Annotated in this window: 29 protein-coding genes and 1 pseudogene; 28 read left to right on the top strand and 2 right to left on the bottom strand. The window is 60.4% G+C overall.

Annotation, left to right across the window (positions count from 1 at the left end):
* The first annotated feature begins 192 nt into the window (after positions 1-192).
* From CFBP5473_RS10775 to CFBP5473_RS10750, 6 genes are all read left to right on the top strand, one after another.
* Complete coding sequence (locus tag CFBP5473_RS10775) at positions 193-831, top strand: chitinase (protein ID WP_027676908.1); 639 nt, start codon at positions 193-195, stop codon at positions 829-831.
* A gap of 51 nt (positions 832-882) precedes the next feature.
* A complete protein-coding gene (locus tag CFBP5473_RS10770) occupies positions 883-1191 on the top strand; it encodes a Dabb family protein (protein WP_027676909.1) in 309 nt (102 codons plus the stop codon).
* Between the two features lie 134 nt (positions 1192-1325).
* Entirely contained in the window at positions 1326-1604 is a 279-nt protein-coding gene (locus CFBP5473_RS10765) for a type II toxin-antitoxin system RelE/ParE family toxin (RefSeq protein WP_234881746.1), read from the top strand.
* Complete coding sequence (locus CFBP5473_RS10760) at positions 1601-1936, top strand: helix-turn-helix domain-containing protein (protein WP_027676911.1); 336 nt, start codon at positions 1601-1603, stop codon at positions 1934-1936. The genes CFBP5473_RS10765 and CFBP5473_RS10760 overlap by 4 nt, the downstream gene beginning before the upstream one ends.
* 93 nt (positions 1937-2029) lie before the next feature.
* Positions 2030-3196 (top strand): phage portal protein, encoded by a 1167-nt coding sequence (locus CFBP5473_RS10755; RefSeq protein WP_027676912.1) that lies wholly within the window; start codon positions 2030-2032, stop codon positions 3194-3196.
* A gap of 386 nt (positions 3197-3582) precedes the next feature.
* On the top strand, positions 3583-3903 hold the full coding sequence (locus tag CFBP5473_RS10750) for a DUF6107 family protein (RefSeq protein ID WP_027676913.1): 321 nt from the start codon (positions 3583-3585) through the stop codon (positions 3901-3903).
* Between the two features lie 21 nt (positions 3904-3924).
* On the opposite strand, the gene CFBP5473_RS10745 is transcribed toward CFBP5473_RS10750, so the two are convergent.
* Positions 3925-4542: a rhomboid family intramembrane serine protease gene (locus CFBP5473_RS10745; RefSeq protein ID WP_027676914.1), complete on the bottom strand. Its 618-nt coding sequence runs from the start codon at positions 4540-4542 to the stop codon at positions 3925-3927.
* A 301-nt stretch (positions 4543-4843) separates the two neighbouring features.
* Between CFBP5473_RS10745 and CFBP5473_RS10740 the strand changes: the two genes are divergently transcribed.
* The 3 genes from CFBP5473_RS10740 to CFBP5473_RS10730 all read left to right on the top strand — a co-directional run bounded on the left by CFBP5473_RS10740 (position 4844) and on the right by CFBP5473_RS10730 (position 8440).
* Complete coding sequence (locus tag CFBP5473_RS10740) at positions 4844-5416, top strand: HK97 family phage prohead protease (protein ID WP_027676915.1); 573 nt, start codon at positions 4844-4846, stop codon at positions 5414-5416.
* Between the two features lie 495 nt (positions 5417-5911).
* Positions 5912-7060, top strand: coding sequence for an IS4 family transposase (locus tag CFBP5473_RS10735; RefSeq protein ID WP_136954349.1), 1149 nt, complete (start codon positions 5912-5914; stop codon positions 7058-7060).
* 120 nt (positions 7061-7180) lie between these two features.
* Positions 7181-8440: a phage major capsid protein gene (locus CFBP5473_RS10730; protein ID WP_027677350.1), complete on the top strand. Its 1260-nt coding sequence runs from the start codon at positions 7181-7183 to the stop codon at positions 8438-8440.
* 123 nt (positions 8441-8563) lie between these two features.
* Here the strand turns inward: CFBP5473_RS10730 and CFBP5473_RS10725 are convergent.
* A pseudogene (locus CFBP5473_RS10725) lies at positions 8564-9729 on the bottom strand (IS481 family transposase); the annotation flags it as partial.
* Between the two features lie 270 nt (positions 9730-9999).
* On the opposite strand from CFBP5473_RS10725, the gene CFBP5473_RS10715 reads away from it, so the two are divergent.
* The 19 genes from CFBP5473_RS10715 to CFBP5473_RS10625 all read left to right on the top strand — a co-directional run bounded on the left by CFBP5473_RS10715 (position 10000) and on the right by CFBP5473_RS10625 (position 26576).
* Entirely contained in the window at positions 10000-10569 is a 570-nt protein-coding gene (locus tag CFBP5473_RS10715; protein ID WP_027675488.1) for a head-tail connector protein, read from the top strand.
* A 2-nt stretch (positions 10570-10571) separates the two neighbouring features.
* A complete protein-coding gene (locus CFBP5473_RS10710; protein WP_027675487.1) occupies positions 10572-10907 on the top strand; it encodes a phage head closure protein in 336 nt (111 codons plus the stop codon).
* The gene (locus CFBP5473_RS10705; RefSeq protein ID WP_027675486.1) at positions 10904-11305 is read left to right on the top strand and encodes a DUF3168 domain-containing protein; all 402 of its coding nucleotides are present in this window, start codon (positions 10904-10906) and stop codon (positions 11303-11305) included. Before CFBP5473_RS10710 ends, CFBP5473_RS10705 begins: the two co-directional genes overlap by 4 nt.
* Positions 11306-11566: 261 nt before the next feature.
* Positions 11567-11974 (top strand): phage major tail protein, TP901-1 family, encoded by a 408-nt coding sequence (locus CFBP5473_RS10700; protein ID WP_027675485.1) that lies wholly within the window; start codon positions 11567-11569, stop codon positions 11972-11974.
* On the top strand, positions 11974-12336 hold the full coding sequence (locus tag CFBP5473_RS10695; RefSeq protein ID WP_037170973.1) for a gene transfer agent family protein: 363 nt from the start codon (positions 11974-11976) through the stop codon (positions 12334-12336). Before CFBP5473_RS10700 ends, CFBP5473_RS10695 begins: the two co-directional genes overlap by 1 nt.
* Entirely contained in the window at positions 12333-12551 is a 219-nt protein-coding gene (locus tag CFBP5473_RS10690) for a rcc01693 family protein (protein ID WP_027675483.1), read from the top strand. Before CFBP5473_RS10695 ends, CFBP5473_RS10690 begins: the two co-directional genes overlap by 4 nt.
* Positions 12552-12650: 99 nt before the next feature.
* On the top strand, positions 12651-13226 hold the full coding sequence (locus tag CFBP5473_RS10685) for a phage tail tape measure protein (RefSeq protein ID WP_027675482.1): 576 nt from the start codon (positions 12651-12653) through the stop codon (positions 13224-13226).
* A gap of 183 nt (positions 13227-13409) precedes the next feature.
* Positions 13410-14048: a TIGR02217 family protein gene (locus CFBP5473_RS10680; protein ID WP_027675481.1), complete on the top strand. Its 639-nt coding sequence runs from the start codon at positions 13410-13412 to the stop codon at positions 14046-14048.
* Positions 14045-14932, top strand: coding sequence for a DUF2163 domain-containing protein (locus tag CFBP5473_RS10675; protein WP_027675480.1), 888 nt, complete (start codon positions 14045-14047; stop codon positions 14930-14932). Before CFBP5473_RS10680 ends, CFBP5473_RS10675 begins: the two co-directional genes overlap by 4 nt.
* Positions 14929-15363 (top strand): C40 family peptidase, encoded by a 435-nt coding sequence (locus CFBP5473_RS10670; RefSeq protein WP_027675479.1) that lies wholly within the window; start codon positions 14929-14931, stop codon positions 15361-15363. The genes CFBP5473_RS10675 and CFBP5473_RS10670 overlap by 4 nt, the downstream gene beginning before the upstream one ends.
* 3 nt (positions 15364-15366) lie before the next feature.
* On the top strand, positions 15367-19164 hold the full coding sequence (locus CFBP5473_RS10665; protein WP_027675478.1) for a baseplate multidomain protein megatron: 3798 nt from the start codon (positions 15367-15369) through the stop codon (positions 19162-19164).
* 28 nt (positions 19165-19192) lie between these two features.
* Positions 19193-19399, top strand: coding sequence for a hypothetical protein (locus CFBP5473_RS10660; RefSeq protein WP_027675477.1), 207 nt, complete (start codon positions 19193-19195; stop codon positions 19397-19399).
* 339 nt (positions 19400-19738) lie between these two features.
* Positions 19739-20008: a hypothetical protein gene (locus CFBP5473_RS10655; protein ID WP_027675476.1), complete on the top strand. Its 270-nt coding sequence runs from the start codon at positions 19739-19741 to the stop codon at positions 20006-20008.
* 135 nt (positions 20009-20143) lie between these two features.
* Entirely contained in the window at positions 20144-20815 is a 672-nt protein-coding gene (locus CFBP5473_RS10650; protein WP_027675475.1) for a response regulator transcription factor, read from the top strand.
* Positions 20805-22205, top strand: coding sequence for an ATP-binding protein (locus CFBP5473_RS10645; protein WP_027675474.1), 1401 nt, complete (start codon positions 20805-20807; stop codon positions 22203-22205). Before CFBP5473_RS10650 ends, CFBP5473_RS10645 begins: the two co-directional genes overlap by 11 nt.
* A gap of 206 nt (positions 22206-22411) precedes the next feature.
* Complete coding sequence (locus CFBP5473_RS10640) at positions 22412-22837, top strand: membrane protein (protein ID WP_027675473.1); 426 nt, start codon at positions 22412-22414, stop codon at positions 22835-22837.
* 144 nt (positions 22838-22981) lie between these two features.
* Positions 22982-24124, top strand: a complete 1143-nt coding sequence (ccmI, locus tag CFBP5473_RS10635; RefSeq protein ID WP_027675472.1) for a c-type cytochrome biogenesis protein CcmI — start codon at positions 22982-22984, stop codon at positions 24122-24124.
* A complete protein-coding gene (ccmE, locus tag CFBP5473_RS10630) occupies positions 24121-24588 on the top strand; it encodes a cytochrome c maturation protein CcmE (protein ID WP_027675471.1) in 468 nt (155 codons plus the stop codon). The genes ccmI and ccmE overlap by 4 nt, the downstream gene beginning before the upstream one ends.
* A complete protein-coding gene (locus tag CFBP5473_RS10625; protein ID WP_027675470.1) occupies positions 24585-26576 on the top strand; it encodes a heme lyase CcmF/NrfE family subunit in 1992 nt (663 codons plus the stop codon). Before ccmE ends, CFBP5473_RS10625 begins: the two co-directional genes overlap by 4 nt.
* Positions 26577-26607: the final 31 nt, after the last annotated feature.

Raw genomic sequence — 26607 nt, 5'->3', positions numbered from 1 at the left:
TTGATGCAGCTCCATATGCGGGTGCTGAAACCGAGTAAGACGTCTGAGGTTCCGCAATTCAAGGTAAAATTTTCCCTTAAAACGGTTCGCAAGAATTAAAATCGATTAAGATTTTTTCAAATCGATTTAAGTGATGCGTGCTGTCATGTGGAAAAACCGCAACTTACGCGATTGCTATTCACAAAGGTTATGATGACGTTGAACAGGCAGCGATTCTTTTCCGCCGTCCGTGCGAATCCGTTCGGCGGCAAGTTGACCTCCGGCCAGGTGAAGGGGACCGAGATTATCCTCGATCTTTACTATGGCCGGGGCGAGCAGGGGGGTGCGAGGCATCTGGCATACATGCTGGCGACAGCGCTGCACGAGACGGCGGCGACGATGCAGCCGGTGCGTGAGACGCTGGCGGCGAGCGATGAGGCGGCCATTCGTATTCTGGACGCTGCTTTTGCAGCCGGCAGGCTTCCGCAGGTAAGGACGCCCTATTGGCGGCGCGATGCGGACGGCAAAAGCTGGCTGGGGCGGGGGCTGGTGCAACTGACGCATCGGCGCAATTACGAGGCGATGTCCGTGCTGACGGGTATCGATCTGGTGGCGGCGCCGCATCTGGCGATGGAGCCGAAGACATCCGCCGTGATCCTGATCGAAGGGATGCGAAACGGCAGCTTCACCGGCAGGCGGCTTTCACATTATCTCAATGCTCAGCGCACCGATTGGGAAGGTGCGCGGGCCATCATCAACGGCACGGACAGGGCCGCACTGATCGCAAGCCATGCCAAGGCCTTTTATGCGGCACTTCTTGCGAGCCGGATTGAACCCGCCACAGCAGGGTGATAACCGGTTTTGAAAGACTGCCCGATGATTGACATGACAGGTGCCCGAACCATGATCCGCCATATCGTTTTCTTCACCGTGCCGGAAGCCAACCGCGACGCCGTGCGCAAGGGCCTCTCCGGGCTGACCGCCATTCCCCACGCGCTGAAGCTAGAAATCGGTGAGAATGTGAAGAAGGACCAGTGGGGCAATTCGGTGGATTTCATCGTTTATGGTGAGTTCGAAAACGAGGAAGCGCTGGCGGCTTACAAGGCCGACCCTGCTTATGACCTTTCGACGCGAACGGTGAAACCGCTGCGGGATACGCGGGTTGCGGCGGATTTCGATAGCGACAGGGCTGTGAAGGCGCCGATTGGATGAGCGCCTGAAATCACATCGCATATTGCAATTATATACTTAAAGATATATTGTGAGGTGGAAAGCTGTATACGGTTCGATTTCATTCCGGCTTCATTCCAGAGTGGAAAGCGCTTGATCTGGCTCTGAAAGAGCTCGTGGGCGATGTGCTTGACCGTCTTGAAGAAGAAGGTCCTTTTTTAGGACGTCCCGAGGTGGATACTCTAAACGCCTCCCGGCACGCCAACATGAAAGAGATCAGGGTGCGCCATGGAAAACAGGTCTGGAGGTTCGCTTTTGCATTCGATCCGGAAAAGAGTGCGATTATCTTATGTGGCGCTGACAAGCAGGGCGTAAATGAAGCGCGGTTCTGTCGTCAGCTTATCGCAAAGGCAGACGCCCGCTTCGACGCATGGCTGAAAGAGGTGAAAACATGAGCGATGAATGGAAGAGCTTCAGAGCCGAATTGCCGGATGATGTTCAACAGAGGCTGAACGCGAAGCGGGAAGAGCGTCGGTTGGGAAGAGCGCTGGCAGACTTGCGGAAGGCCATGAATGCCACCCAGCAGGACGTCGCTGTTCGAGCCAATTCGACGCAAAACGCCATATCGAAGATCGAGAATGCAGATGACGTACTGCTGTCGTCGGTCGTGCGCTACATGCATGCTATCGGAGGCGGTGTGGAACTTGTTCTCAAGACTGCTGACGGAAAAGCCCGCAGGGTGGATTTCGATCCGGATATCAGCGTGGAGAGCTTCGTTCCAGCATAAAGTAGCGCTACAATTGATCTGATTTAGTGATGAAAAGGCTCGTTCTTGCCAAGAGCGGGCCTTTTCTCTATGGAAGAATAGGATAAAATTCCCATGAAATTTTCTATTCCCCTGCCGTGGCGGCGCCCGGTGGAGCGTTTGGGTGTGCGCGAAGAAAAGGCGCATGCTGGCGGTGTTCTGGTGCTTTCGAGCGAGGCTGGGCGGGCGCATTGGTCGGGGCGCAGCTATGCGGCGCTTTCGCGGGAGGGGTTTATGAAGAACCCGGTGGCACATCGAGCCGCGCGAATGGTGGCGGAGGCGGCGGCTTCGATCAGCTGGCTGCTTTACGAAGGCGAAGAGGAGATTGGCGAGCATGCGCTGCTGAGGCTGCTCCACCGGCCCAATGCGCAGATGAGCGGGCCGGATTTCTTCGAGGCGCTTTACGGACATCTTCTGCTCTCCGGCAACGGGTTCATCGAGCCGGTTCTGGTGGGCGGGCGGCTGCGGGAACTGCATCTGCTGCGACCGGACCGGGTTACCCTCGTCGAGGGGGCGGATGGCTGGCCTGCCGCGTTCGATTATCGCGCGGAAGGCAGGGCAGCGCGGCGCATTGCGGCGGATCGCGATGGGTTGGGGCTTCTGCACCTGAAGCTGTTCAATCCGCTGGACGACCATAACGGGCTTTCGCCGCTGGCTTCGGCGGGGGCGGCGCTCGACCTGCACAATGCGGCAAGCCACTGGAACAAGCGGCTGCTGGACAATTCCGCAAGACCTTCCGGCGCGCTGGTGTACCAGCCCAAGGAGGGCGGCAACCTTTCGATCGAGCAATATGAGCGGCTGAAGCGTGAGCTGGAGGAGGGTTATGCGGGCGCAGTGAACGCCGGGCGCCCGCTGCTTCTGGAAGGCGGGCTGGACTGGAAGAGCATGGGGCTTTCCCCACGCGACATGGATTTCATGGAGGCGAAGAACGGTGCGGCGCGCGACATCGCGCTATCGCTCGGCGTGCCGCCCATGCTGCTCGGCATTCCCGGCGACAATACCTATGCCAATTATCAGGAAGCCAACCGCGCCTTTTACCGCCTGACGGTGCTGCCGCTGATCAACCGAACTGCTGCAAGCCTCTCGGTGTGGCTCGCGCCGCTGTTTGCAGGCGATGTGCGGCTGGAGGCCGATCTGGACAAGATTGCCGGCCTTTCCAGCGAGCGCGACGCGCTGTGGACGCGGGTGGGGGCCGCGGCGTTTTTGAGCGATGAGGAGAAGCGGGAGGCTGTGGGGTATTGAGGCAGTTGGGGCGGCAGTTACCTCTCCCCCTGTGGGAGAGGAAGAAAAATCATGATCTTAGCGCAAGCTAAGTCATAGATTTTTCAGGTGAGGGGTTACGTTTAAGGTCGCGGCAAACCCCTCACTTGCGATTTCTAACACTTAAGCTGCGCTTAAGATGTTGAAATCGCTTTCTCTCCCACCCCTTCTATAAGTTCAGGAGGGAGAGATAACCCCGCCGCTCCGTCCTGCCTTCCGTTGAACCATTTTCTCAACGACCGGAATCTCTTTGCCAAGGTTTCCTTGCAAGCGATTCAGAAGATTCATCAAAACGCAAAAGATGATCGTTCCGGGTGCGAAGGCATCCGGATTGCAACTTATGACACTCTAACCCGGAATGATTACCCATGTCTGAATTCGCCAATGAGAGCGGCATTCTGGCCGCGCGGTTTACAGGTGCCGTGGCGGGTGCCGGTGTTTCGCTGATCTATCTTTTGCCGCAGACGCATCGCGAGGCGGCCAGCCGGTTTCTGACGGGGCTTGCCTGCGGCATGATTTTCGGTGGCCCGGTGGGGCTGTGGATCGTCAAGCGGCTGGATATCGCCGGGGGCCTCAGCGGTCAGGACGTGATGCTGACCGGCTCCGCCGCGGCAAGCCTCTGCGCCTGGTGGGGGCTGGGGCTGATGGTGCGGATTGCGGACCGATATGCGGTGCGCCCGAGGGAGTGACAGGCTTGGGGGCTTTGTCTGCTATACCTGCGGCAAGCGCGCCTTTACCTGACGGATGTCATAAAACTTTCCGAAGAGCATTCCAATCAGGAGACCGGTTACATGGCCCGGCTTAGGATAGCCACCATATATCAGATCGAGCGTGACGCCTGGTAAAACTACAAGACAAATCAACGGCCAGACCGATTTTCGCTTGAGTGTACCAGAAAGCGCAAGAACTATTGCGCATCCAGCAAAGGCGAAGGTTGCCTGCGATGATCCCGTGCCAACATTCCACGGCGCTTCGGTAAGAATGGGGCTGATGACGGTGGCCGTGCCGCCTGCAACAAGCCAAATCAAAAACGTTCGCCATCCTCCGACGATTCTTTCTACCAGGCTTCCGATCAAGAACAGGCATAACGCATTGAGAAGCATATGAGCCTGTTTTGCATGGATGAGCTGAGCTGTTGCAAGACGCCAGAGTTGCAGGTTTTCGATATCCTCGAAGGTCGTACCGCCATATGTTCTAAGCACAGGCATTTTTACGGTGCTGAAAATCTGACCGGTGGCCAAATAGGAAACCGAAAGCGATGTGACGATTGTCAATAATGCCAGAGCCATGGAAATATTCAGGCGGCTTAAAATGAAACGCTGCTTCATTGGATAACGATGCTCTTAAATTGGCTTGTCTAAAATAGCGTGAAACGGTGTTTTTATTTAAGTTTTACCAGCCGGGAGTGTAGGCAATTTTCCGCTGATCGCAATATCGATTGATGCAAGATTAAAACAAAGTTTCGATCCTCTTCAATTGAGTTCAAGTCTGTTTCGCCAGTCATAACGGCTGATCGAAGAGGACTTGCAAAAATCGACACAGGCAGCGCAGCTGTAGAGTCGCGTTGCTTTTTCCTTAGCCGACATCATTTGCCGGACTTTATTTCTGAAAAAATCCCAGGAGATTTTCATGCACGTTTATCGCGGGCCGCGGCCTGCCACGCGCAAATTTGCCAATCTGGAACTGCGCGGCATTGCCTTCGATGGCTCGTTTTCCGGCTATGCCAGTGTGTTTGGCGAGGTGGATCTGGGGCGCGATGTGATTGAGCGGGGCGCGTTTCAGCGGTCTCTGCAGGAGCGTGGCGCTGCCGGTATTCGTATGCTGTTCCAGCATGATCCCGCGCAGCCCATCGGTGCCTGGCGCACCATCCGCGAGGATGAGCGCGGGCTCTATGTCGAGGGCGTGCTGGCGCCGGATGTGGCGCGGGCGAAGGAAGTTCATTCGCTGATGAAAACCGGCGCGCTGGATGGACTTTCCATCGGCTTCCAGACGGTGCGCGCGGGCAAGGCCGGACGCGATGGCGTGCGGCGCATTCTGGAGGCCGATCTGTGGGAAATCTCGGTGGTGACATTTCCCATGCTGCCCTCTGCCCGCGTTTCGGATGTGAAACACGCCCGGTTCTTTCGCGACCGCGAGACGGAGCTGGTTCGCACGATGCGCCGCGCGGCGAGGACGCTGGCGGCGGGGGTGTTTCGGGGGTGAGTGGGTGGGGCTCTCCGAGGGCGTCATACCCAGGCCTGAGCCACTGCTGTCCGGTTTAAACTGAGTGGATAGTTTGAGGCGAGAACAGCTCCCCCGCCCGTCACCCCGGCCCTGAGCCGGGGTCCAGAAGACGCGCGTTTGCGCGTCGAAAAATTCTTTCAGACCAAGGACTTGGTCTGGCTGGATCCCGGATCAAGTCCGGGATGACGGAAGTGGGGTTGCACCGTCGACACCCTGCGGCGAACGCCGTCGCGTGTCCCTGCTGGATTTGAAGGATGGAGCTGCAATGCATTCAAAGCCTTGCCTCGTATCCGCACATTTAAACCGGACAGCAGTGGGCTTGACCCGAGGATCCATAGACACCGCGACGGCAATGGATCCTCGGGTCAAGCCCACTGCTGTCCGGTTTAAATTTCTGGACAAGGCGCATGACATTGATTCTACTCGGTTTCAGACGTTTCGCGGCGATCTGGACACGAACAGGAGATCAACGTCATGCGCCACCAGAATAGCGTTTTTCATCAAATACAGAAGCATGTTCCCTGGCAGGTCTTCGAAGGGCTTGTGGATAAGTACAAGGGCGATCACAGGGTTCGGCGGTTTTCGATGAAGGACCAGTTGCTGGCGCTTCTGTTTGCTCAACTTTCCGGCGCGCAAAGCCTGCGCGAGATCGAGGCAGGGCTGTCGAGCCACCGCAACCAGCTTTATCATCTGGGTGCCCACGGCGTGGCGCGCTCCACCCTTGCCGATGCCAATGCCACAAGGCCTGCGGACGTCTTTGCCGATCTGTTTTCCCATATGGCGGCTGCCGCCAGCCGAAGAACCCGTCGCCATATCCGCGATGCGGTGCGCCTGCTCGACGCCACCCGCGTCGCCGTCTCCTCCATGAGCAATGGTTGGGCCGATATGGTCAGCGGGCGCAGAGCCGCCAAGCTGCATGTCGCCTACGATCCGAATGGCGACATCCCCATGGCGATGACCATGACAGGCCAGAGAACCAACGACATCGTGCCCGCAAAGGCCATGCCGATCGAACCCGGCATGACCTATGTCTTTGATCTGGCTTACTATGATTTCGCGTGGTGGGCAGCGCTGGACCGGGCAGGCTGCCGCTTCGTCACACGGCTTAAGACCAACACGCATCTTCAGGCCGCCACCGAACAGCCTCCAAGCGAGAGCGATCACATCCTGTGCGACAGGATCGGGCTGTTGGCACAACGCATGGCGCGCTCGAGACGCAATCCCTTTTCCGAACCGTTGCGCGAGATCGCGGTGCGGATCGACACGGGCAGGACCATCCGGCTCGTCACCAACGATCTGGATGCGCCAGCCGAAGAGATTGCCGAGCTTTACAAACAGCGCTGGCAGATCGAACTGTTCTTTAAATGGGTCAAGCAGAACCTCAGGATACGCCATTTCTTCGGAGCATCCGAAAACGCCGTGCGCATCCAGACCTATGTCGCCCTCATCGCCTATCTTGTGCTGCGCATGGCGCAGGCCTGCCAGAGCGCCATCACGCAACCGCTCACCTTCACCCGCCTCGTACGCCTCAACCTCATGCACAAAAGGCGATCCGACCAACTCCTTAAACCACCCACACAACCGTCCAAATCCCCAAACCAGATGGTGCTGATGTGGGACTGAAATTTAAACCGGACAGTAGTGGGTCAAGCCCGAGGATGACGCGAGTTTGTGGCGGGCTTCGGTGGCAAAGCGGACGTCAACATCCATGCAATTTTCCATTTTTTCAACAGAGGAAAACCTATGACAGAACAGACTTCTTCACACGGTGTCGCACCTCAGATCAAAGCCGTGCCGGATACGATGACGGCGGCGTTTGATGATTTTATGGAGGCGTTCGAGGCGTTTCGGGAGACGAACGATGAGCGGCTTTCCGATATCGAGCGCAAGATGAGCGCCGATGTGCTGACGCGCGAAAAGCTGGACCGCATCGACAAGGCTCTGGATGAAAACAAGCAGGCGATGGATGAGCTGACGCTGAAGCGGGCGCGACCGGCGCTGGGCCGCAGGGGCGGGGCATCTGCCGATACGCAGGAGCATAAGGCGGCCTTCGAGGCCTATATTCGCCGGGGCGAGGAAGGTGGCCTGCGCGATCTCGAGGCCAAGGCGTTTTCCGGCAGCGCGGTGGCGGATGGCGGGTATCTGCTGCCGAGTGAGACGGATAGCGATATTGGCAGGCGCATGGCGGTGGTTTCTCCGATCCGTGCCCTGGCCACCGTGCGGCAGGTTTCCGGCGCGGTGCTGAAGAAGCCCTTCGCGCTGAGCGGGCTTTCCACGGGGTGGGTTTCGGAAACGGCGGCACGCCCCCAGACCAACACGCCACAGCTTTCCGAACTGACCTTCCCGACCATGGAACTTTACGCCATGCCCGCCGCCACGCAGAGCCTGCTGGACGATGCGGCGGTGGACATCGAGGCGTGGATTGCAGCCGAGGTGGATATTGCTTTTGCCGAGCAGGAAGGGACCGCCTTCGTGAGCGGCGATGGCGTGAACAAGCCGAAAGGCGTTCTGGCCTATGACAAGGTGGCAAATGCCAGCTGGAGTTGGGGCAAGATCGGCTATGTCGCGACGGGCGCTGCCGGTGCCTTTGCCAGCAGCGGCGCGCAGGATGTGCTGATCGACGCGATCTATTCGCTGAAAGCGGGGCATCGCCAGAATGGCAACTTCATGATGAACCGCAAGACGCAGAGCACGCTGCGCAAGTTCAAGGACTCGACCGGCAACTACCTTTGGAACGCCCCGGCAAGTGCGGGCCAGGCGGCGACACTGCTGGGCTTTCCGGTGGCCGAGGCGGAGGATATGCCGGATATTGCCGCCGACAGCTTCTCCGTGGCCTTCGGTGATTTCCGCGCCGGTTATCTGGTGGTGGACCGCACGGGCATCCGCATTCTGCGCGATCCTTATTCCGCCAAGCCCTATGTGCTGTTTTACACGACGAAGCGCGTGGGCGGCGGGGTGCAGAATTTCGAGGCGCTGAAGCTGGTGAAGTTTGCGGCGAGCTAATTGTTTTCAATACTTCCACCATGTCGGGATTGGCCCGACATGGTGGAAGACGACGATAAGCGTCATTGCCCGTGGCACACCCCCCTCTGTCCTGCCGGACATCTCCCCCACAGGTGTAAAGACCGGACACATCCCTGACAGATGTTCGGAGACATCCCTGACAGTGCGGCCTAGCTTTCAAGGTTGATTTTTGCGACCTGGGTTGCGCCGAAGAAGACGCCGTAGAGGCCTGTGCGGTTGAGGGATCGGATGGCCAGGCGTTCGTTTCTGAAGGCGTTCGGCACCCGCCAGGTCTTGCCCTTGAAGCTGACATAGCCCTTGGTCGAACTGACGCAGCGAACGATCTCGCTTCTGTCGTAGATGGGCTCTGGAAGCTGGTTGGGAAATGCACGTGAGGAAGGCCGATAGCGGCTTGCGGGCACGGCCATGCCGAGCGCTTCGTGCGGGCGATGGTGATTGTAGATACGGCGCCAGCGGTCGAACGCTTTTTGGGCGTGGGCCTGATCCAAGAGCGTTGTGAAGTCCGTCACTTCCGCCTTGAGACTACGATGAAACCGTTCGTTCTTGCCACGACCCTGCGGATGATAAGGCCGGGAATGGATCAATTCGATGCCAAGCTTCAACAGCCAGACCCGCAGCCGCGTCCATTGATTGGGCACGCCCGCACCCCATGGATTGCCATTGTCGCAGTAAATGGCCATCGGCATGCCATAGCGACGAAAGATCGCCTCCAGCCTGGCCCGAACGGTCTCCAGCTGCTCGTTGGGGCAGGCTTCGATGGCAATGGCGAAGCGGGAGTGGTCATCGATGATGGTTAGGGGATAGCACCAGTTGCCACAGGCCATCTGGATGCGCCCTTTGAAGTCCATTTGCCAGAGGAGGTTGGGCGCCTCGCGCTCGAAGCGACCGTTTGCCATGCGCTCACTCGGTCGCGCCCCGATCCTGCCATGGCGGGAAAGAACGGCATGCACGGTGGAGACGCAAGGCGGCTCCATACCAAGGTCGCGCATTCGCCTTGCGATCTTGCGGGCACCCCAGGCCGGGTGCTCGTCACGAATATCGACGACACTGCGCTCCAGATCATCGGGGGTTCGAAAAGGGCTTGAATGCGGACGACGGGAGCGATCCTGCACGGTCTCTCCCGCCTTTGCCCGCCGCAGCCAAAGATACCCCGTCTGCCGACTGATGCCGAAACGCTTGGACAAAGCCGAAACATTGGCCCCCTCCAACGACGCAAGCATCACAAATTCGCTTCGCTGATCCACGACAGACACCTCCCGCCAAGCCATCCCGACCTCCTTTGCCACAGAGCAAAACTGTCAGGGATGTCTCCGAACATCTGTCAACTATGTCTCAAGGCTGTACAACAGGTGGGGAGATCGACTCGCCGCGATCGCTCGCTCATCTTGAAGGTTGAGAATGAAGCGAAGGTCGCGCCACTTGCCAATCTCCCCACCTGTGGGGGAGATGTCCGGCAGGACAGAGGGGGGTGTGCCACGGGCAATGATGGACAATAGTTGCCACGGCAACGACCCTGATTTCCACTTCCCGGAGACCCCATGACCTATGCACAAATCACTCCGCCCACAGCGGAGGCGGTGACGCTTGCCGATGTGAAGGCGCATTTGCGGCTGGATGGCGAGCATGAGGATGCGCTGCTGAGCGCGCTGATCCGCACTGTAAGGGAGCATCTTGAGCGCGGAACCGGGCTTTGCCTGATGCGCCAGACCTATCGGCTTTATCTGGACGAATGGCCGAAGGATGGCGTGATTCAGATTGCGAAGGGGCCGGTGCAAGCCATCGAAAAGATTCTGGTTTTCGACGATGCGGGCGATCCGCTCGACGTGACCGGGACCGACAGGCTTCTGGATGGCGAGGCCAGACCGGCGCGTCTGTGGCTGCGCCAGCCGCCCAACCCCGGCCAGCCGCTGAACGGTATCGAGATCGATTTTACGGCTGGTTTCGGCGAAAGCGGCGCGGATGTGCCCGATACGCTGAAGCGGGCAATGCTTATCCACATTGCACATATGTTCGCCTTTCGCGGGGTGGTGGCCGCTGCCGACCAGCCTGCTGGCGTGCCTGCGGGTTACGAGCGGCTGACTGCGCCGTTCAGACGAGTGGGATTGTGACCATGAACCTGACTTTTCTCGACCCCGGCCAGCTGACGGCGCGGCTGGACCTGGAGGCGCCGGAGGATGTGCCTGACGGGCAGGGTGGCGCGTTGAGCGAATGGCGGTTTCAGCGTTCGCTGTGGGCCGCCATCGAACCAGCCTCGCAGAGCATCTATGAGCGCGCATCTGCGGAAGGCGTGACCATAACCCACCGCATCTGGCTGGGCTTTCGCAACGATATTCAGGTGGGGATGCGGTTCAGAAAGGGTGCGCGCCTGTTTTCGATCAAGACGGTGACGGACCCGGATGAGACGGGTCGCTTCATCGTCTGCCGTTGCGAGGAGAGCAGCGAATGAGCGCGGGAAACGCCCTGTTGAGGGCCATCCATGCGCAGCTTTCCGCCGACACTTTGCTCAAGGGCATGATCGGTCCCGCCGGGCTGATCGACCGCTTGATGCCACGCACCGTGCTGCCCTGCGTGGTGACGGGTGAGCTGGAAAGCCGCGACTATTCCACCGCGTCTGAAAAGGGTGAGGAACACCTGCTGACGCTGGAAGTGTGGTGCGATGCGGGCGGGCGGAAAAAGGCGCAGGACATTGCCAGCCGCATCATGGTGCTGCTGGACGATGCCGCTCTGGTTCTGGATGACGGGGCCGTGCTGGTGAGCCTGTTCTATCGCTCCATGCGCAGCCGACGGGAGACGAAGGCACAGCAATTCGTGACGGAGATCAGGTTTCGGGCGGTGACGGAGTAGGGCGTTCGGCTGGCGATGAGGGCGCGGCGGGTTACCTCTCCCCCTGTGGGAGAGGAAGAAAAATCATGATCTTAGCTTTAGCTAAGTCTTAGATTTTTCAGGTGAGGGGTTACGCTTGAGGTCGCGGTACACCCCTCACTTGCGATTTCTAACACTTAGCTGACGCTAAGATGTTGAAATCGCTTTCTCTCCCACAAGGGGAGAGATAAGCCCGCCGCACCCCTCCGCATCATTTTTTCATTCCATTGAAAGGACAACATCATGGTGGCGCAGAAGGGGAAAGACCTGCTGCTGAAGATCGATAATGGCGGGACTTTCGTGACCGTTGCGGGGTTGAGGACCAAGCGGCTGGCGTTCAATGCCGAGACCGTGGATGTGACCGATGCGGAGAGTTCCGGGCGGTGGCGGGAGTTGCTTTCGGGCACGAGTGTTCAGCGTGCGGGGCTGACGGCATCGGGTATCTTCAAGGATCTACAAAGTGATGGGCTGGTTCGGACAGCGTTTTTCGCCGGATCGATACCCAGCTGGCAGATCGTCATACCGGATTTTGGCACGATTTCGGGGCGGTTTCAGATTACGGCGCTGGAATATTCCGGTCGCTACGACGGTGAGGTGCAGTTCGAGATCGCGCTGGAATCGGCTGGCGCAATCAGCTTCGGAGCCTTGTGATGGGGGCCGTGAATTTGGGGCGTGCCAACCGCCGTCGCGGCGAGGTCGAGGCGGTGCTGGATGGGGAGCGGCGTATCCTGTGCCTGACGCTCGGTGCGCTGGCAGAGCTGGAAACGGCATTCGCCGTAGACGATCTGACGGGCCTCGCCAGCCGGTTCGCCAGCGGGCGGATGAAGGCGGCGGACATGATCCGCGTCATCGGTGCGGGACTTCGCGGCGCGGGCAATGTGTTTTCCGACGATGATGTCGGCGCAATGAGCATAGAGGGCGGCATTGCCGGTTATGCAAGGATCGTGGGAGACCTCCTGACCGCGACCTTTGCCGGAACCGGCCCAGGGGAGGCGACAGCCGCTTCCCCTTGAAAGCCGCAGCAGGCAGGGGCAGCGGGCAGGAAGCACGGCCCTTTCCCTGGGAGCAGGTGATCCATGCCGGTCTCTGCCTGCTGCGGCTTTCCCCACACATTTTCTGGGCGCTGACACCGCTCGAATTCTTTGCGATGACCGGCGGAGCAAGGCCGAGGCCGGAAGGCCTTCGTGCCGGGATGGAGGCGCTGATGTTGCAGTTTCCGGATGGGTGATAGGAGCTTTGGCCTTCGGTATCCTCCGCATCACATCCGTCACAAAACAATTAAACTTCAGTCACTTATTCCCTAGATTTGAATCAGAAAGGCAGGCCCATGGCAGATGAGATGAGCTTTGCGGAGAGCCGGGATGAGGCGGAGGCTTTGGTTTCGGTGATGGACGATCTGGAGAAGCGGTCGCAGCGGTTCGGGGCTGCACTGACTTCGGCCTTGCAGGCGGCGACGGTTGGGGGGAAGGGGCTGGACAGCGTGCTGCAGGGGCTGGGTACGCGGCTTTCGAATATTGCGCTTTCTGCCGGGCTGAAGCCTTTGGAAAACATGCTTTCGGGGGCGGTGGGCAGTCTGACCTCGGGTGCGGGGTCGCTGTTTGCCTTTGCTGATGGCGGTGTGCCGGGGCGGGTGACGCCTTTTGCCGATGGCGGGGTGGTTTCCAGCCCGACGTTTTTCCCGATGGGTGGCGATATGGGACTGATGGGCGAGGCGGGACGCGAGGCTATTCTGCCGCTGAAGCGCGGGGCGGATGGTTCGCTTGGAGTTGCTGCTGGTGGGGGCGTTGGATCGCAGATCGTGTTCAATGTGACGGCGACCGATGCTGCGAGCTTCCGGCGCAGTGAGGGGCAGATCAGCGCGATGCTGGCGCGTAGTGTCGGGCGGGGGCAGCGGGGGTTATGAGTTTCGAGGGGAATCTGTCATTCGCGGCTCACCCCCCTCTGTCCTGCCGGACATCTCCCCCACCCCTTCGACAGGCTCAGGATGATGGTGGGGAGATCGGCTCGCGGCGGCGCTGAGCAAGCGGTTGGTGACGGGCTGATTTCTGGCTGACGTCAAATCAAAAAAGAATCCGGGATCAATATCATGGCAGCATTTCATGAAGTGCGGTTTCCATTGCGCCTGGCGCTGGGCACCAGTGGCGGGCCTGTGCGGCGGACGGATGTGGTCAATCTTTCCAACGGGCGCGAGAACCGGAACCAAAGGTGGCGCAATTCGCGGCGGGCTTACGATGCGGGCTCCGGGGTGCGTTCGGTGAGTGACCTTTATGCGGTGCTGGAGTTTTTCGAGGCGCGGGGCGGGCAGCTTTACGGGTTTCGGTTTCGGGACCCGGTGGATTTTCGATCCGGGCCGCCGCTGACCTTGCCGACGGCGGCGGATCAGCGGATCGGCACGGGAGATGGCGAGACCGCGCGGTTTCAACTGACGAAGACCTATGCCGATGCGGGCGGAGGGTGGACGCGGACGATTGCGAAACCCGTGGTTGGAACGGTGGTGGTTTCGGTGAACGGGGCTGCTGTTTCGGCGGAGGCTATCGAGATCGATCATGCCACCGGTGTTGTGACCTTCGGGGCGGGGCACATACCGGCGGCGGGGGCGGCGGTGCGGGCGGGTTTCGAATTCGATGTGCCGGTGCGCTTCGATATCGACCGGATCGACGTCAGCCTTAGTGCTTTCGAGGCAGGGCGCATTCCATCCATTCCGCTTGTGGAGATTTTGCCATGAAGACTGTGCCAACGGAGCTTGCCGCGCATTTGAGCGGCGAGGCGACGACCACATGCCATTGCTGGAAGGTGACGCTGCGCGATGGCAGCGTGCTGGGATTTACCGAACATGACGAACCACTGCATTTTGGCGGCGTGGCCTACCTTGCCGCAAGCGGATTTCAGGCCAGCGAAAGCGACAGCGAGACAGGTCTGGCGGCGAGCAGCGGCGAGGTGGCGGGTGGCTTTTCGAGCGAGGCGGTGAGCGAGGCGGACCTTGCCAGCGGGCGCTATGACGGCGCGCGGGTGGAACTCTACCTCGTCAACTGGAGCGCGCCGGAAGCGCAACACATGCTGCTGAAAGTGCGCGAAATCGGTGAGGTGACGCGATCCGGCGGGGCGTTCAAGGCGGAACTGCGCAGCTTCGCCCACCGTCTGAGCCAGCCGCAGGGACGGATCTACGGACGCCGGTGCGATGCGGCGCTGGGCGATGCCCGTTGCGGGGCAACGCTTGCGGGCTTTCAGGCCAGTGGCACGGTTCTGGGGGTTGATGGGCAGGGGCGGATAACGGTTGGTGGCCTCGGTGGCTTCGCTGAGGGCTTCTTCCAGCAGGGCAAGCTGAGGTTTGATAGCGGCGCGAATGCGGGAGTGAGCTTCGATCTGGACGACCATGCGAGCCAGAACGCGGTGACGACGCTGACATTCTGGCTGCCGATGGAAACCGCGCCGCAGCCGGGTGATGGATTTACGGTGACGGCGGGCTGCGACAAGAGCTTTGCCACCTGCAAGGCGAAGTTTGGCAACCACCTGAATTTCAGAGGCTTCCCGCACATGCCGGGGGCGGATTTCGCCTATTCCTATGTGACCAGCCGAACGCAGCATGATGGCGGAGCGCTGTTTTCATGAGTGTGATCGGGGAACGGGTTCTGGCGCGGACGGAAGGTTGGATCGGCACGCCCTATCGACATCAGGCATCGCTGAAAGGGGTCGGCTGTGATTGCCTTGGCCTTGTGCGCGGTGTGTGGCGGGAGATTTACGGGCAAGAGCCGGAGCTTCCGCCGCCCTATGCGCGCGACTGGGCCGAACGCGGCAGTGAAGACCGGCTGATGCTGGCGGCAGAGCGGCACTTTCAGCCCATCGAAAGCATGGCGGAGGCTTTGCCGGGAGACCTGCTGCTGTTTCGCTGGCAGGCGGATTGCGCGGCGAAACATGCGGGCATTCTGGCCGGTGCCGACCACTTCATCCACGCTTACGAGCAGGCCGCCGTGCTGCGCTCCGCGCTGGTGCCATCCTGGCGGCGGCGCATTGCGGGTATCTTTCGTTTTCCAGAGGTGTGAGCTTTGGCAACCCTAGTTTTTCAGGCGGCGGGTGCTGCTATCGGCAGTATTTTCGGGCCGGTTGGCGCGATCATTGGCAGGGCGGCGGGGGCGTTGGCGGGGAGTGCCGTCGATAGCGCGCTTTTCTCCTCCTCTCGCACGGTGACGGGTGCGCGGCTTTCGACGGCGCGGATTCCGGGGGCGGAAGAGGGGGCGGCGATTTCACGCGTCTATGGTACGGCGCGCATCGGCGGCACGCTGATCTGGGCGACGCGGTTCGAGGAAAGCGTGACGCGGGAGCGGCAGGGTGGAAAGAGCAGCAGTAGCAGCAGCACGACGGTTGAGACCTATAGCTACTATGCCAATCTGGCCATCGGGCTTTGCGAGGGCGAGGTGGCCATGGTGCGGCGCGTCTGGGCGGATGGGCAGGAACTGGACCTGACCGGCATCGAGATGCGCTTCTATCCCGGCAGCGAAACGCAACTGCCCGACCCGCTGATCGAGGCGAGGCAGGGGAGCGACAACGCGACCGCCTATCGCGGCATGTGCTATGTGGTGTTCGAGCGGCTGGCGCTGGAGAGTTTCGGCAACCGCATTCCGCTGCTGCAATTCGAGGTGCTGCGGCCAATCGGGACGCTGGAAAACCAGATACGGGCCATAACTGTTATTCCGGGTGCGACGGAGCATGGTTATGCGACGGTTGCGGTTTCCGAGCGGACGGGTGCAGGCGAAAGCCGCATTCTGAACCGCAACACGCTTGCAGCCGCGACCGACTGGAAGGCTTCCATCGACGAATTGCAGGCGCTTTGCCCGAATCTTGAAAGCGTGGCTCTGGTGGTGACGTGGTTCGGGACCGATATGCGGGCAGGTGAGTGCCGCGTGCTGCCCGGTGTGGAGGTTTCCTATCGCGACCGGGAAAGCGTGACATGGTCGGTGGCGGGGATGGGGCGTGCGCAGGCACGGCTGGTCAGCCGGAACGACGGCGGGGCGGCTTACGGAGGTACGCCGAGCGACAATTCGGTTCTGCAGGCGATTGCCGACCTGAAGGCGCGGGGGCTGAAAGTGTGTCTCTACCCTTTCGTGATGATGGATGTGCCTGCCGACAACGGCCTGCCGGACCCCTATGGCAAGGCAAGTCAGGATGCCTATGGCTGGCGCGGCAACATTACCTGCCATCCGGCAGCGGGCCAGCCCGGAACGGTGGATGGAACGGCTGTGGGCAGAACACAGGTTGCCACCTTCAGCAACCGCGCGGACGGGTATCGGCGCATGGTGCTGCATTATGCGGCTCTGGCGAAGGCGGCTGGCGGGGTGGATACCTTTCTGATCGGCTCCGAACTGCGCGGGTTGACGCGGGTGCGGGATGGCGCGGGGGCGTTTCCATTCGTGGAGGAGTTGGTGCGGCTTGCGGGGGATGTTCGGGCTGTGGTCGGTGCTTCGACCAAGCTGACCTATGCTGCGGACTGGAGCGAATATTTCGGTTATCAGCCCGCCGATGGATCGGGCGATGTGTTCTTCAATCTCGATACGTTGTGGGCGAGTTCCAACATCGATGCGGTGGGTATCGACAATTATATGCCGTTGTCCGACTGGCGCGATGAAGATGCGCTCGAGGAGGGGCTGGATGGTTTTCTCGGGCCGGATGACGGTGCCGGTTTTGCGCGGAGTATCGCAGGTGGCGAGGGCTATGACTGGTATTATGCCAGCGAGGCCGAGCGGGCGAGCCGGGTGCGCAGCACGATTTCAGACGGGCTGAGGGGCAAGCATTGGGTTTTCCGTTACAAGGATTTGCAGGGCTGGTGGCAGAACCGGCATTATGACCGCGTGAATGGCGCGGAGCGCGCCGAGCCGACGGGCTGGATGCCGGGCATGAAGCCGATCTGGTTCACCGAGCTTGGTTGCCCGGCAATCGACAAGGGGGCGAACCGGCCTAATACTTTCATCGACCCGAAATCATCCGAAAGCGCCTATCCGCATTTTTCCAGCCGCATGCGCTCCGATGGGCAGCAGCGCCGGTTTCTTGAGGCGCATCATGGGTATTGGCAGGGCGAAGACCGTTTGGCCGGGATGGTGGAGCCATCGCGTATCTTCGTCTGGACTTGGGATGCGCGGCCTTACCCCGCCTTTCCATTGGACAGTGAGACATGGAGCGACGGCACCAACTGGCGCACCGGGCACTGGCTGAACGGCAGGCTGGGTGCGACGACGCTGGCCGATCTGATTGGCCGCGTGCTGACGGAGCATGGCTTTGCCGATTTCGACGTGTCGGCGGTAACGGGGGATGTGGGGGGTTACGTGCAGGGAGACGTGACCTCTGCCCGCAGCCTGCTGGAGCCTTTGCTGGAAGCATTTCAGGTGGATGTGGTGGAAGACGGGGCAAGCCTGAGATTTGTCTCGCGTAGCAGGGCAGTTTCCAAGACAAAGGTTATTTCGGCCTATGCCGATATCGAGGACAGCGCGCTTTGGTCCGAAACGCGTGGGCATGACGGCGATTTTGCCGCCGAAGCGGTGATGACGGCGTTCAACCCGGCGCTGGATTACGAGCAGGCAAGCGTGCGCTCCCGCCGCATCGACAACGCCGGAAGCCGGGTGCTGCGTTACGATCTGGGTGCCGTGATTGCGCAGGAGACCGCGCAGAATGCGGTGGAAGCGCTGCTGCGCGACAACCGGCTGGCGCGGCGAAGCGTGAGCTTTTCCATTTCGCCGCAGGAGATCGATCTGGATGCGGGGGACTGCGTGCGACTGGCGGATGGACCGGCAGGCCGGTTTCTCATCAGCCGCATCGAGGACGGCGATGTGCGGCGGATCGAGGCGCGGGAGTTTTCCAGCGCATCGCAGAGCCTGACGAGCGAGAGTGAAACGCCGCGCACCAGCGCCGGTGGTGCATCTGATGGGTTCGACCCCGACATCGTGCTGATGGACCTGCCGCGCTTCGAGGCGGGAGAGGCGGCGCAGTTTGCGCGCGTGGCAGTCTATGCCAAGCCCTGGCGGCGCATGGCGCTTTCGGCCTCTGCCGGGACGGAAGGCTATGAGGGACGGGCGCTGCTGGAGCAGCCTGCGCGTATCGGTTCGCTGATCGGGACGCTGCCGGGAGGCTTTGAGGGACGGTTCAATCTTTCCGGCGCAATCAAGATCAGGCTGCCCTATGGCGAACTGTCTTCTGCAAGCGATGTGGCCGTTTTGAATGGCGCAAACCGGATCGCCATCCGCAGCGCAAGCGGTGAATTCGAGGTGGCGGCATTTGCGATGGCGACTGAGGTCGAGGCCAATATCTGGCAACTGACACGGTTGCTGCGCGGGCTGGCTGGCACGGAAGATGCGATGGCGGCGGGGGCGGTGGAAGGTGCCGAGATTATCGTTCTGGATGCGGGCGCGGTGCCAATGGGGCTGAGGGACGAGGAACGTGGCTTGCAACTGAACTGGATTTTGGAAGCGGGCGGCGCGCAGGTTTCCCGCGTCGGGCCCTTTGCCTTTGCGGGCGGGGTGAGGGCGCAAACGCCGCTTGCGCCGGTGCATCTGCGCGCGCGACGGGGTGCTGATGGAGTGCGCTTCAGCTGGGTTCGTCGTGGGCGAGTGGATGCCGATGGATGGGACGCCGCCGATATTCCGCTGGACGAGGCTTCCGAGCGATACCGGATCGAGATTCTCTCTGGCGCTGCAATTTTGCGCAGTGTCGAGGTGAGTGAGGCGACCTGGCTTTATGAGGCCGGATCGGAACTGGCGGATTTCGAGCAGGCGCAGACGCAGCTTGAAATTCGTATTCGCCAGCTTGGGCGCGCGGTGCCGCTGGGCATTGCCGCTCAGGCCATTCTTCAACTTTGATTTTCATCAGCCAAGGAAAGGATATTTTATGGATAGCATGAAGGCATGGTATCACTCCAAGACAATCTGGGGCGCACTGATTGCGGTGATGGCGCCGCTGCTGCATGTGGCCGGGTTGAACCTGACGGATGGTTACGAAAACGAGCTTGCGGAGGGGCTGGCGACGGTTGCCGGTGGCGTTGGCGGGTTGATTGCGCTTTACGGGCGATTGGCGGCGACGAGTGCGATCAAGTAGAGTTTATGGAGGAGGAGCGCGAAGGCGCTCCTTCTTCGACTCTGTTTTCTTTTCTACGGCCTGCGGCAAAGGTTTGGGATGAGAAAGAGTCTATTGCGATCAAAGACTTGATCGCGCTGGATCCCGCATCGAGTGCGGGATGACGGAGAGTGGGGAAGCGTTGCAGAGCCATCTGTATATCTGTGTTTCAGGGTTTGCTGCGTGCGGTCATCGTGCGGCTTTCCCAGCTTGAACCTGAGCAAAAGCCCACATTCATTTGCCATTCAGACGCTTTGGGCTACATATTGCCTCAAGAATTCGTTTTGACGTGCATCCGACCTTTCTGTGGAAGTTTTTGCAATGGCATCACCTCTTATCATCGCGACGCTGGTAGCCGGGCTTTCCGGCTTTTCTGCGCCGCAGGCTGATTTGCGGGCCGGTGCCTTTGAGGGGCAGGTGGTTCGGGTTGCCAGCGATTGCAGCGGGGCCGTATCCAAGGTGGTGCGTGAAACCGGCGGTCAGCTTCTTTCCGTCTATCCCTCCAATGATGGCCAATCCTGCGTAGTGACGGTGCTGGTGCAGGGCAATGGCGAGAGGCCGCGCAAGGTGACGATGCGCGTTCCTATGTAGCACGGCAGTTGCGTCCTCGTGATGGCGGGCTGCGATTTTGGTGTTCGTTCAATCCCCATCGAAATCTCCATAAATCTGCTATAGAAGCAATTCGGAATACCGGCTTGAGCGCCGGATGGAATGAAAGGGGCAGACATGCGCATTCTCGTGGTCGAGGACGATACGAACCTCAATCGGCAACTGACCGACGCGCTGAAGGAAGCGGGTTATGTGGTCGATCAGGCTTTCGACGGCGAGGAAGGCCATTATCTGGGCGACACCGAGCCCTATGATGCAATCGTGCTCGATATTGGCCTGCCGCAGATGGACGGTATTACCGTTGTCGAGAAATGGCGTGCCAGCGGCAAGTCCATGCCGGTCATTATTCTGACCGCGCGTGACCGCTGGAGCGACAAGGTGGCGGGTATCGATGCCGGTGCAGATGATTATGTGACGAAGCCCTTCCATGTGGAAGAAGTGCTGGCGCGTGTGCGTGCGCTGATCCGCCGTGCAGCGGGACATGCCTCCTCCGAGATCGTGTGCGGGCCGGTGCGTCTCGACACCAAATCCTCCAAGGCCACCGTCAATGGCACGACACTGAAGCTGACCTCGCACGAGTTTCGCCTGCTCTCCTATCTCATGCACCATATGGGCGAAGTGGTTTCGCGCACGGAGCTGGTCGAGCATATGTACGATCAGGATTTCGACCGCGATTCCAACACGATCGAGGTGTTTGTCGGGCGTCTGCGCAAGAAGCTCGGCGTCGATCTGATCGAGACGATCCGCGGTCTCGGCTACCGGATGCAAGCGCCGCAAGATGCGAAGTAATTCACTCACCGCACGCGTTCTGCTGCTGGCCTCCGCATGGTCTGCGCTGGCGCTGGTGGTGATTGCGGTGGTGATTTCGACGCTGTACCGGCAGGGCGTGGAGCGCAGCTTCACCGACCTGTTGCGCGCGCAGCTCTATAACGTCATCAATTCCATTACCATTTCCAACGAAAACACGCTGGCGGGCAGCCCTCAGCTCGGCGACTTGCGGTTTTCGCAACCGGATACGGGCTGGTACTGGGTGGTGGAACCGCTGGGGAATTTCCAGACGGCGCCGCTAGTTTCGTCCTCGCTCGGCGTTTCGACGCTGCCGGTTCCGAGCATTCTGGACGTACCCTTCGACAATCGCTACGAGCGCTATTACACCGTGACGGACGAGGCGGGGAACCGCGTGCAGGTGGCCGAAACCGAAGTGGTTCTGGACGGCGAGGGAAGGGCGGCGCGCTTTCGCGTGACGGGCAATCTTAATGTCGTCGAAGACGATGTGAAGGACTTTTCCAACAGTCTTTATCTGGCGCTCGCCGTGTTCGGTGTGGGCAGTCTTGTCGTCAACGGTCTGGCCATTCTCTATTCGTTGCGCCCGCTCGATCAGGCGCGTGCGGCGCTCGGCAAGGTTCGCGGCGGTGAGGCCGAGCGGCTGGAGGGGGAATTCCCGCGCGAAATCCAGCCGTTGGCCAATGAGGTCAACGCCCTGATCGACAGTAACCAGCGCATTGTGGAGCGCGCGCGCATGCAGGTGGGCAATCTGGCGCATTCGCTGAAGACGCCGATTGCGGTTCTGTTGAACGAGGCGCGGACGCTGGACAGCCAGCATGGCGATCTGGTGCGGGCGCAGGCCGATGCGATGCAGGCGCAAGTGCAATCCTATCTTTCCCGCGCGCGCATTGCCGCACAGCGCGGCTCCATTCTGGCGCGTGCGGAGGCGGAGCCTGCAATGGAGCGTCTCGTGCGTGTGATGCGACGGCTGAACCCCGACAAGGTGTTCGAACTCGACATCGAGCAGCCGGGCATGATCGTTGCCATGGAGCAGCAGGATCTGGAGGAAGTGGTCGGCAACCTTCTGGAAAACGCCGCGCGTTTTGCGCAGAACAGGGTCGTGGTGCGTGTGGCCAATGGGACACATCCATCATCCGATCCCGATGTAACACGGCGGGCCTGGATCGAGCTTTCGGTGGAAGATGACGGGCCGGGACTGGAGCCGGAACAGATTACCGAAGCGCTGAAACGCGGGCGCAGACTGGACGAAAGCCGCCCCGGCACGGGCCTCGGCCTTTCCATCGTCAGCGAAGTGGTTTCAGAATACCACGGAAGTTTCGCGCTCTCGCGCAGCGAAATAGGTGGGTTGAAGGCCGGTCTGCTTTTGCCGGGCCTTTCAAAAGAGCTTGCTTAACCGAGAAAAAAACAGCAAGAAATTCAAGCCGGAAGACCATGATGGGTCTGGGTGCGGTGAAGCGGGATTTGTGCTGTCGGGATGGTTTCTCGAAAGCATATGAAACCCGCGAACCGCTGGCAAAGATTTCGGTCAGACGCTGCAATGAAATGTCGAGAAGGAGTACGGTCGTGGGTGAGGTGATGGGCAATGCCGGAGTGGCGGGAATGGGCTCTTTTCTGACGCGGCCTGCCGTTCTTTCGCTGGTCCTCGTGTCCGTGCTGAGCTCCTGCACCACTTCCAACAACCGCATTTCCGGTGGTGGAATTCTGGGACGTGGCGCGTCTTCATCCACACCTTACATCGCCAGCCTGCAGGGCGGTATCGTTTCGCGCAGCGGCATTCAGCTGGACCGCAGCGACTTCAACAAGGCGCTGGAAGCCGAGTATCGGGCGCTCGAAACCGCGCCGGGCGGTCAGCCTGTGACATGGAGCGGCGACGCCAAGGGCGAGGTCGTTGCAAATGCGCCCTATCAGGTCGGCAACCAGAATTGCCGCCAATATTCCCACACAGTGACGCAGGGCGGACGCGAAGCGAAGGTGCGCGGCGCGGCATGCCGCAATGCCGACGGCACCTGGACGCCGCTGACCTGACGCCATCTCTCGCCGTCATTTGACTTGTGTCAAGGAGGGCGCGTGGGCGAGTGTGCAGAACGTGCTGCGGCCAAAGGCCTCAAATTCGTGTCATCCCGTTGCGGCTTGTTCCAAAGCAGCGCGCATTCGAGTAATTGAATCGGAATGTTCTGGATTCTCGTTGCCATATTGACGGCGGTCGTCGCCATTGTCCTCACTTACCCGCTGATGCGCAGCGGGCAGACCGCTATTGCTGATCGAGAAGGGGAGGTTGCGGTTTATCGCGACCAGCTTGCCGAGCTTCAGCGCGAGCGTGCCTCCGGGCTGATCGGTGAGACCGAGGCGGAATATGCGCGCGCCGAAATCGGTCGGCGGCTGCTGGCTGCGGCATCCGGCAAGGTGGACGATACGCCAGCTCTGACGCCGCGCAGGCACAATGCCATCGCAACCTTCGTGACCGTACTTCTGCCGCTGACGGGGCTCTGTCTTTACTTATATATGGGCAGTCCGAACCGCCCGGACATGCCGCTGGAAGCGCGTCTGGAAAACCCCGGCAACGACATGAACCTGCTGATCGCAAGGACAGAGCGGCATCTGGCGCAGAACCCGGAAGACGGGGCAGGCTGGGATGTTCTGGCACCAATCTACTTCAAGACACAGAGAGTGGGCGATGCCGAGATGGCCTATCGCAATGCAATCCGCATTCTCGGCGAGAACCCTGAGCGGTTGACAGGACTGGGCGAGACGCTGGTTGCGGCCAATCAGGGCATCGTCATCGAAGACGCGCGCTCGGCCTTCGAGGATGCCGAGAAGCTGCGCCCCGGCAATCCACGGGCGCAATTCTATCTGGCGCTTTCGCTGGAGCAGGCGGGCAAGATGCCGGAGGCGCGCGAGGCCTTCGCTTCGATCCTGAAAGCATCTCCTGCGGGTGCGCCGTGGATTCCGCTCGTTCAGGCGCATTTGCAGGCAACGGGTGGAGATGCGGTTGCTGCTGCATCGAAAGCCGAAGCGCCGGGTGGGCCAACGGCTGACGATATTGCGGCGGCCAACGATATGACGCCTGCCGACCGGCAGGCGATGATTGCCGGAATGGTCGAAAGCCTGGACAGCAAGCTCAAGGAAAACCCTGATAATTTCGAGGGTTGGATGCGGTTGGTACGATCCTACGCGATGCTGAACGATGGAGATAAGGCGAAGGAAGCGCTGCGCAATGGCCTGAAAGCGTTTCCGCCTGAGGGACAGCAGGGCAAGCAGCTTCTGGCGCTGGCGCAGCAACTGGGCGTGGCTGCTGAGGGAGTGACGCAATGACCCGCAAACAGAAACGACTGGCAATCATTGGCGGCGGTGTGAGTTTCATCATGGTTGCCGTATTGCTGGTGATGTTCGCCTTCGGCCAATCCATCGCCTACTTCTACATGCCCGCCGATCTTGAAAAAACAGCCGTTGCGCCGGGAACACGCATCCGCCTTGGCGGGCTGGTGGCCGAAGGCTCGGTCAAGCGTGGCGAGGGGCGGACGGTGAGCTTTGCCGTGACCGACGGCTCCGGCACGGTGCCGGTGAGCTATACCGGCATATTGCCCGACCTGTTTCGTGAAGGCCAAGGTGTTGTGACGGAAGGCGTTTTCGACGCTGCGACACATGCGTTCGTGGCAGACAGCGTGCTGGCCAAGCATGACGAAAACTACATGCCGAAGGAAGTGGCAGACAGGCTGAAAGACAAGGGCCTCTGGCAGCAGGGGCAGGATGGCAACAAGACCGGGGCAACGCAATGATTACGGAAATCGGTCACTACGCTCTCATTCTTGCGCTTGCAGTCTCGTTAGTGGTCTCTGTTCTGCCCGTGATCGGCGCGCGCCGCCATGACCAGGCGATGATGGATGTCGCTTCCATCGGCTCGCTGATCATGTTTCTTCTGGTGGGTCTGAGCTTTGCGGCACTGACGCATGCCTATGCGATCTCCGATTTCTCCGTCCGCAACGTTTTCGAGAATTCGCATTCGCTGATGCCGATGATCTACAAGCTGACCGGCGTGTGGGGAAATCACGAAGGTTCGATGCTGCTTTGGCTGCTGATTCTGGTGTTTTTCAGCGCGCTCGTGGCGGTCTACGGGCGCAACCTGCCGGACACGCTGAAAGCCAATGTGCTTGCGGTGCAGGCGTGGATCAGTACGGCGTTTCTGCTGTTCATTTTGCTCACCTCAAACCCCTTCATCCGCCTCGATCCCGTTCCGGCGGAAGGGCAGGATCTGAACCCGATCCTTCAGGATTTCGGCCTCGCGATCCACCCGCCGCTGCTTTATCTCGGCTATGTGGGCTTTTCCGTCTGCTTCTCCTTTGCTGTCGCAGCCTTGATGGAGGGCCGGATCGATGCCGCCTGGGCGCGCTGGGTTCGGCCATGGACGCTGGCCGCCTGGACGTTTCTGACGGCGGGTATTTCGATGGGCTCCTACTGGGCCTATTACGAGCTCGGCTGGGGCGGCTGGTGGTTCTGGGATCCGGTGGAAAATGCCTCCTTCATGCCGTGGCTTGCGGGCACGGCGCTGCTGCATTCCGCGCTGGTGATGGAGAAGCGCGAGGCGCTGAAAATCTGGACCGTGCTTCTGGCGATCATGACGTTTTCGCTGTCGCTGCTCGGCACCTTCCTCGTGCGTTCGGGCGTGCTGACATCGGTGCATGCGTTTGCGACCGACCCGAGCCGCGGCATATTCATTCTCTGCATTCTTATGATCTTCATCGGCGGCGCGTTCTCGCTGTTCGCCTGGCGCGCTCCAGCGCTGAAGGCGGGCGGGCTGTTTGCGCCGATTTCGCGTGAAGGCGCACTGGTCCTCAACAACCTGATCCTGACCGTTTCCACCGCAACCGTTTTGATCGGCACGCTCTATCCGCTCATTCTGGAAACGCTGACCGGCGAGAAAATCTCCGTTGGTGCACCGTTCTTCAACCTGACCTTCGGTCTGCTGATGGTGCCGATCCTGATCGTGACACCCTTTGGGCCGATGCTGGCGTGGAAGCGCGGCGATTTGTTGGGTGCGTTTCAACGGCTGTACGTTGCGGCTGCACTTGCCGCGCTGGCGGGGCTTGCGCTGTGGTACATCGAAAATGGCGGGCCGGTGCTGGCAGCTCTCGGTATTGCAGCGGGCTTCTGGCTGATCTTCGGTGCGCTGGCCGATCTATGGTATCGCGCCAATTTCGGCAAACTCGCGTTTGGCATCGCGTTCCGTCGCTTGAAAGGACTGCCGCGCTCTGCCTTTGGGACGGCGCTGGCGCATATCGGCCTCGGTGTCACGGTCCTCGGCATCGTCATCGTCACGACGTTCGAAACGGAAACCGTGATCGAGATGAAGCAGGGCATGACGGTGGATGCGGGTGGTTATAGCCTCACCTTCGACGGCATCCGTCACCATGTCGGCCCGAATTACACCGAAGATCGCGGACATTTTACCGCGCGCAAGGGCGGCGCCGAGGTTGCCGATGTCTGGTCATCCAAACGCCTCTACACGGCGCGGCGCATGCCGACGACCGAGGCGGGCATCATGACCTTCGGGCTTTCGCAGCTCTATGTTTCGCTGGGCGACCCGATGGACGATGGCGGCATCGTGGTGCGCATCTGGTGGAAACCCTTCATCATCTGCATCTGGGGCGGTACGCTGTTCATGATGCTTGGTGGTTTCGTTTCCCTGTCCGATCGCCGCCTGCGCGTTGGCGCACCGAACCGAAAGGCGAAGGCTGTAAAGGCTCCGGTGTTGGGGGCTGCGGAATGACCATTGGGTCGCTGCCTTCATTCTTGTTCCC

It is taken from the genome of Agrobacterium larrymoorei, from assembly GCF_005145045.1.
Classification (GTDB): Bacteria; Pseudomonadota; Alphaproteobacteria; order Rhizobiales; family Rhizobiaceae; genus Agrobacterium; species Agrobacterium larrymoorei.
This window is presented reverse-complemented; position numbering and strand designations above follow the sequence as displayed.

What these genes read in the sequence shown, in the direction of transcription:
- CFBP5473_RS10775 (WP_027676908.1), top strand. Translation starts at nt 193, where the DNA reads ATGACGTTGAACAGGCAGCGATTCTTTTCCGCCGTCCGTGCGAATCCG.
- CFBP5473_RS10770 (WP_027676909.1), top strand. Translation starts at nt 883, where the DNA reads ATGATCCGCCATATCGTTTTCTTCACCGTGCCGGAAGCCAACCGCGAC.
- CFBP5473_RS10760 (WP_027676911.1), top strand. Translation starts at nt 1,601, where the DNA reads ATGAGCGATGAATGGAAGAGCTTCAGAGCCGAATTGCCGGATGATGTT.
- CFBP5473_RS10755 (WP_027676912.1), top strand. Translation starts at nt 2,030, where the DNA reads ATGAAATTTTCTATTCCCCTGCCGTGGCGGCGCCCGGTGGAGCGTTTG.
- CFBP5473_RS10750 (WP_027676913.1), top strand. Translation starts at nt 3,583, where the DNA reads ATGTCTGAATTCGCCAATGAGAGCGGCATTCTGGCCGCGCGGTTTACA.
- CFBP5473_RS10745 (WP_027676914.1), bottom strand. Translation starts at nt 4,542, where the DNA reads ATGAAGCAGCGTTTCATTTTAAGCCGCCTGAATATTTCCATGGCTCTG.
- CFBP5473_RS10740 (WP_027676915.1), top strand. Translation starts at nt 4,844, where the DNA reads ATGCACGTTTATCGCGGGCCGCGGCCTGCCACGCGCAAATTTGCCAAT.
- CFBP5473_RS10735 (WP_136954349.1), top strand. Translation starts at nt 5,912, where the DNA reads ATGCGCCACCAGAATAGCGTTTTTCATCAAATACAGAAGCATGTTCCC.
- CFBP5473_RS10730 (WP_027677350.1), top strand. Translation starts at nt 7,181, where the DNA reads ATGACAGAACAGACTTCTTCACACGGTGTCGCACCTCAGATCAAAGCC.
- CFBP5473_RS10715 (WP_027675488.1), top strand. Translation starts at nt 10,000, where the DNA reads ATGACCTATGCACAAATCACTCCGCCCACAGCGGAGGCGGTGACGCTT.
- CFBP5473_RS10710 (WP_027675487.1), top strand. Translation starts at nt 10,572, where the DNA reads ATGAACCTGACTTTTCTCGACCCCGGCCAGCTGACGGCGCGGCTGGAC.
- CFBP5473_RS10705 (WP_027675486.1), top strand. Translation starts at nt 10,904, where the DNA reads ATGAGCGCGGGAAACGCCCTGTTGAGGGCCATCCATGCGCAGCTTTCC.
- CFBP5473_RS10700 (WP_027675485.1), top strand. Translation starts at nt 11,567, where the DNA reads ATGGTGGCGCAGAAGGGGAAAGACCTGCTGCTGAAGATCGATAATGGC.
- CFBP5473_RS10695 (WP_037170973.1), top strand. Translation starts at nt 11,974, where the DNA reads ATGGGGGCCGTGAATTTGGGGCGTGCCAACCGCCGTCGCGGCGAGGTC.
- CFBP5473_RS10685 (WP_027675482.1), top strand. Translation starts at nt 12,651, where the DNA reads ATGGCAGATGAGATGAGCTTTGCGGAGAGCCGGGATGAGGCGGAGGCT.
- CFBP5473_RS10680 (WP_027675481.1), top strand. Translation starts at nt 13,410, where the DNA reads ATGGCAGCATTTCATGAAGTGCGGTTTCCATTGCGCCTGGCGCTGGGC.
- CFBP5473_RS10675 (WP_027675480.1), top strand. Translation starts at nt 14,045, where the DNA reads ATGAAGACTGTGCCAACGGAGCTTGCCGCGCATTTGAGCGGCGAGGCG.
- CFBP5473_RS10670 (WP_027675479.1), top strand. Translation starts at nt 14,929, where the DNA reads ATGAGTGTGATCGGGGAACGGGTTCTGGCGCGGACGGAAGGTTGGATC.
- CFBP5473_RS10660 (WP_027675477.1), top strand. Translation starts at nt 19,193, where the DNA reads ATGGATAGCATGAAGGCATGGTATCACTCCAAGACAATCTGGGGCGCA.
- CFBP5473_RS10655 (WP_027675476.1), top strand. Translation starts at nt 19,739, where the DNA reads ATGGCATCACCTCTTATCATCGCGACGCTGGTAGCCGGGCTTTCCGGC.
- CFBP5473_RS10650 (WP_027675475.1), top strand. Translation starts at nt 20,144, where the DNA reads ATGCGCATTCTCGTGGTCGAGGACGATACGAACCTCAATCGGCAACTG.
- CFBP5473_RS10645 (WP_027675474.1), top strand. Translation starts at nt 20,805, where the DNA reads ATGCGAAGTAATTCACTCACCGCACGCGTTCTGCTGCTGGCCTCCGCA.
- CFBP5473_RS10640 (WP_027675473.1), top strand. Translation starts at nt 22,412, where the DNA reads ATGGGCTCTTTTCTGACGCGGCCTGCCGTTCTTTCGCTGGTCCTCGTG.
- ccmI (WP_027675472.1), top strand. Translation starts at nt 22,982, where the DNA reads ATGTTCTGGATTCTCGTTGCCATATTGACGGCGGTCGTCGCCATTGTC.
- ccmE (WP_027675471.1), top strand. Translation starts at nt 24,121, where the DNA reads ATGACCCGCAAACAGAAACGACTGGCAATCATTGGCGGCGGTGTGAGT.
- CFBP5473_RS10625 (WP_027675470.1), top strand. Translation starts at nt 24,585, where the DNA reads ATGATTACGGAAATCGGTCACTACGCTCTCATTCTTGCGCTTGCAGTC.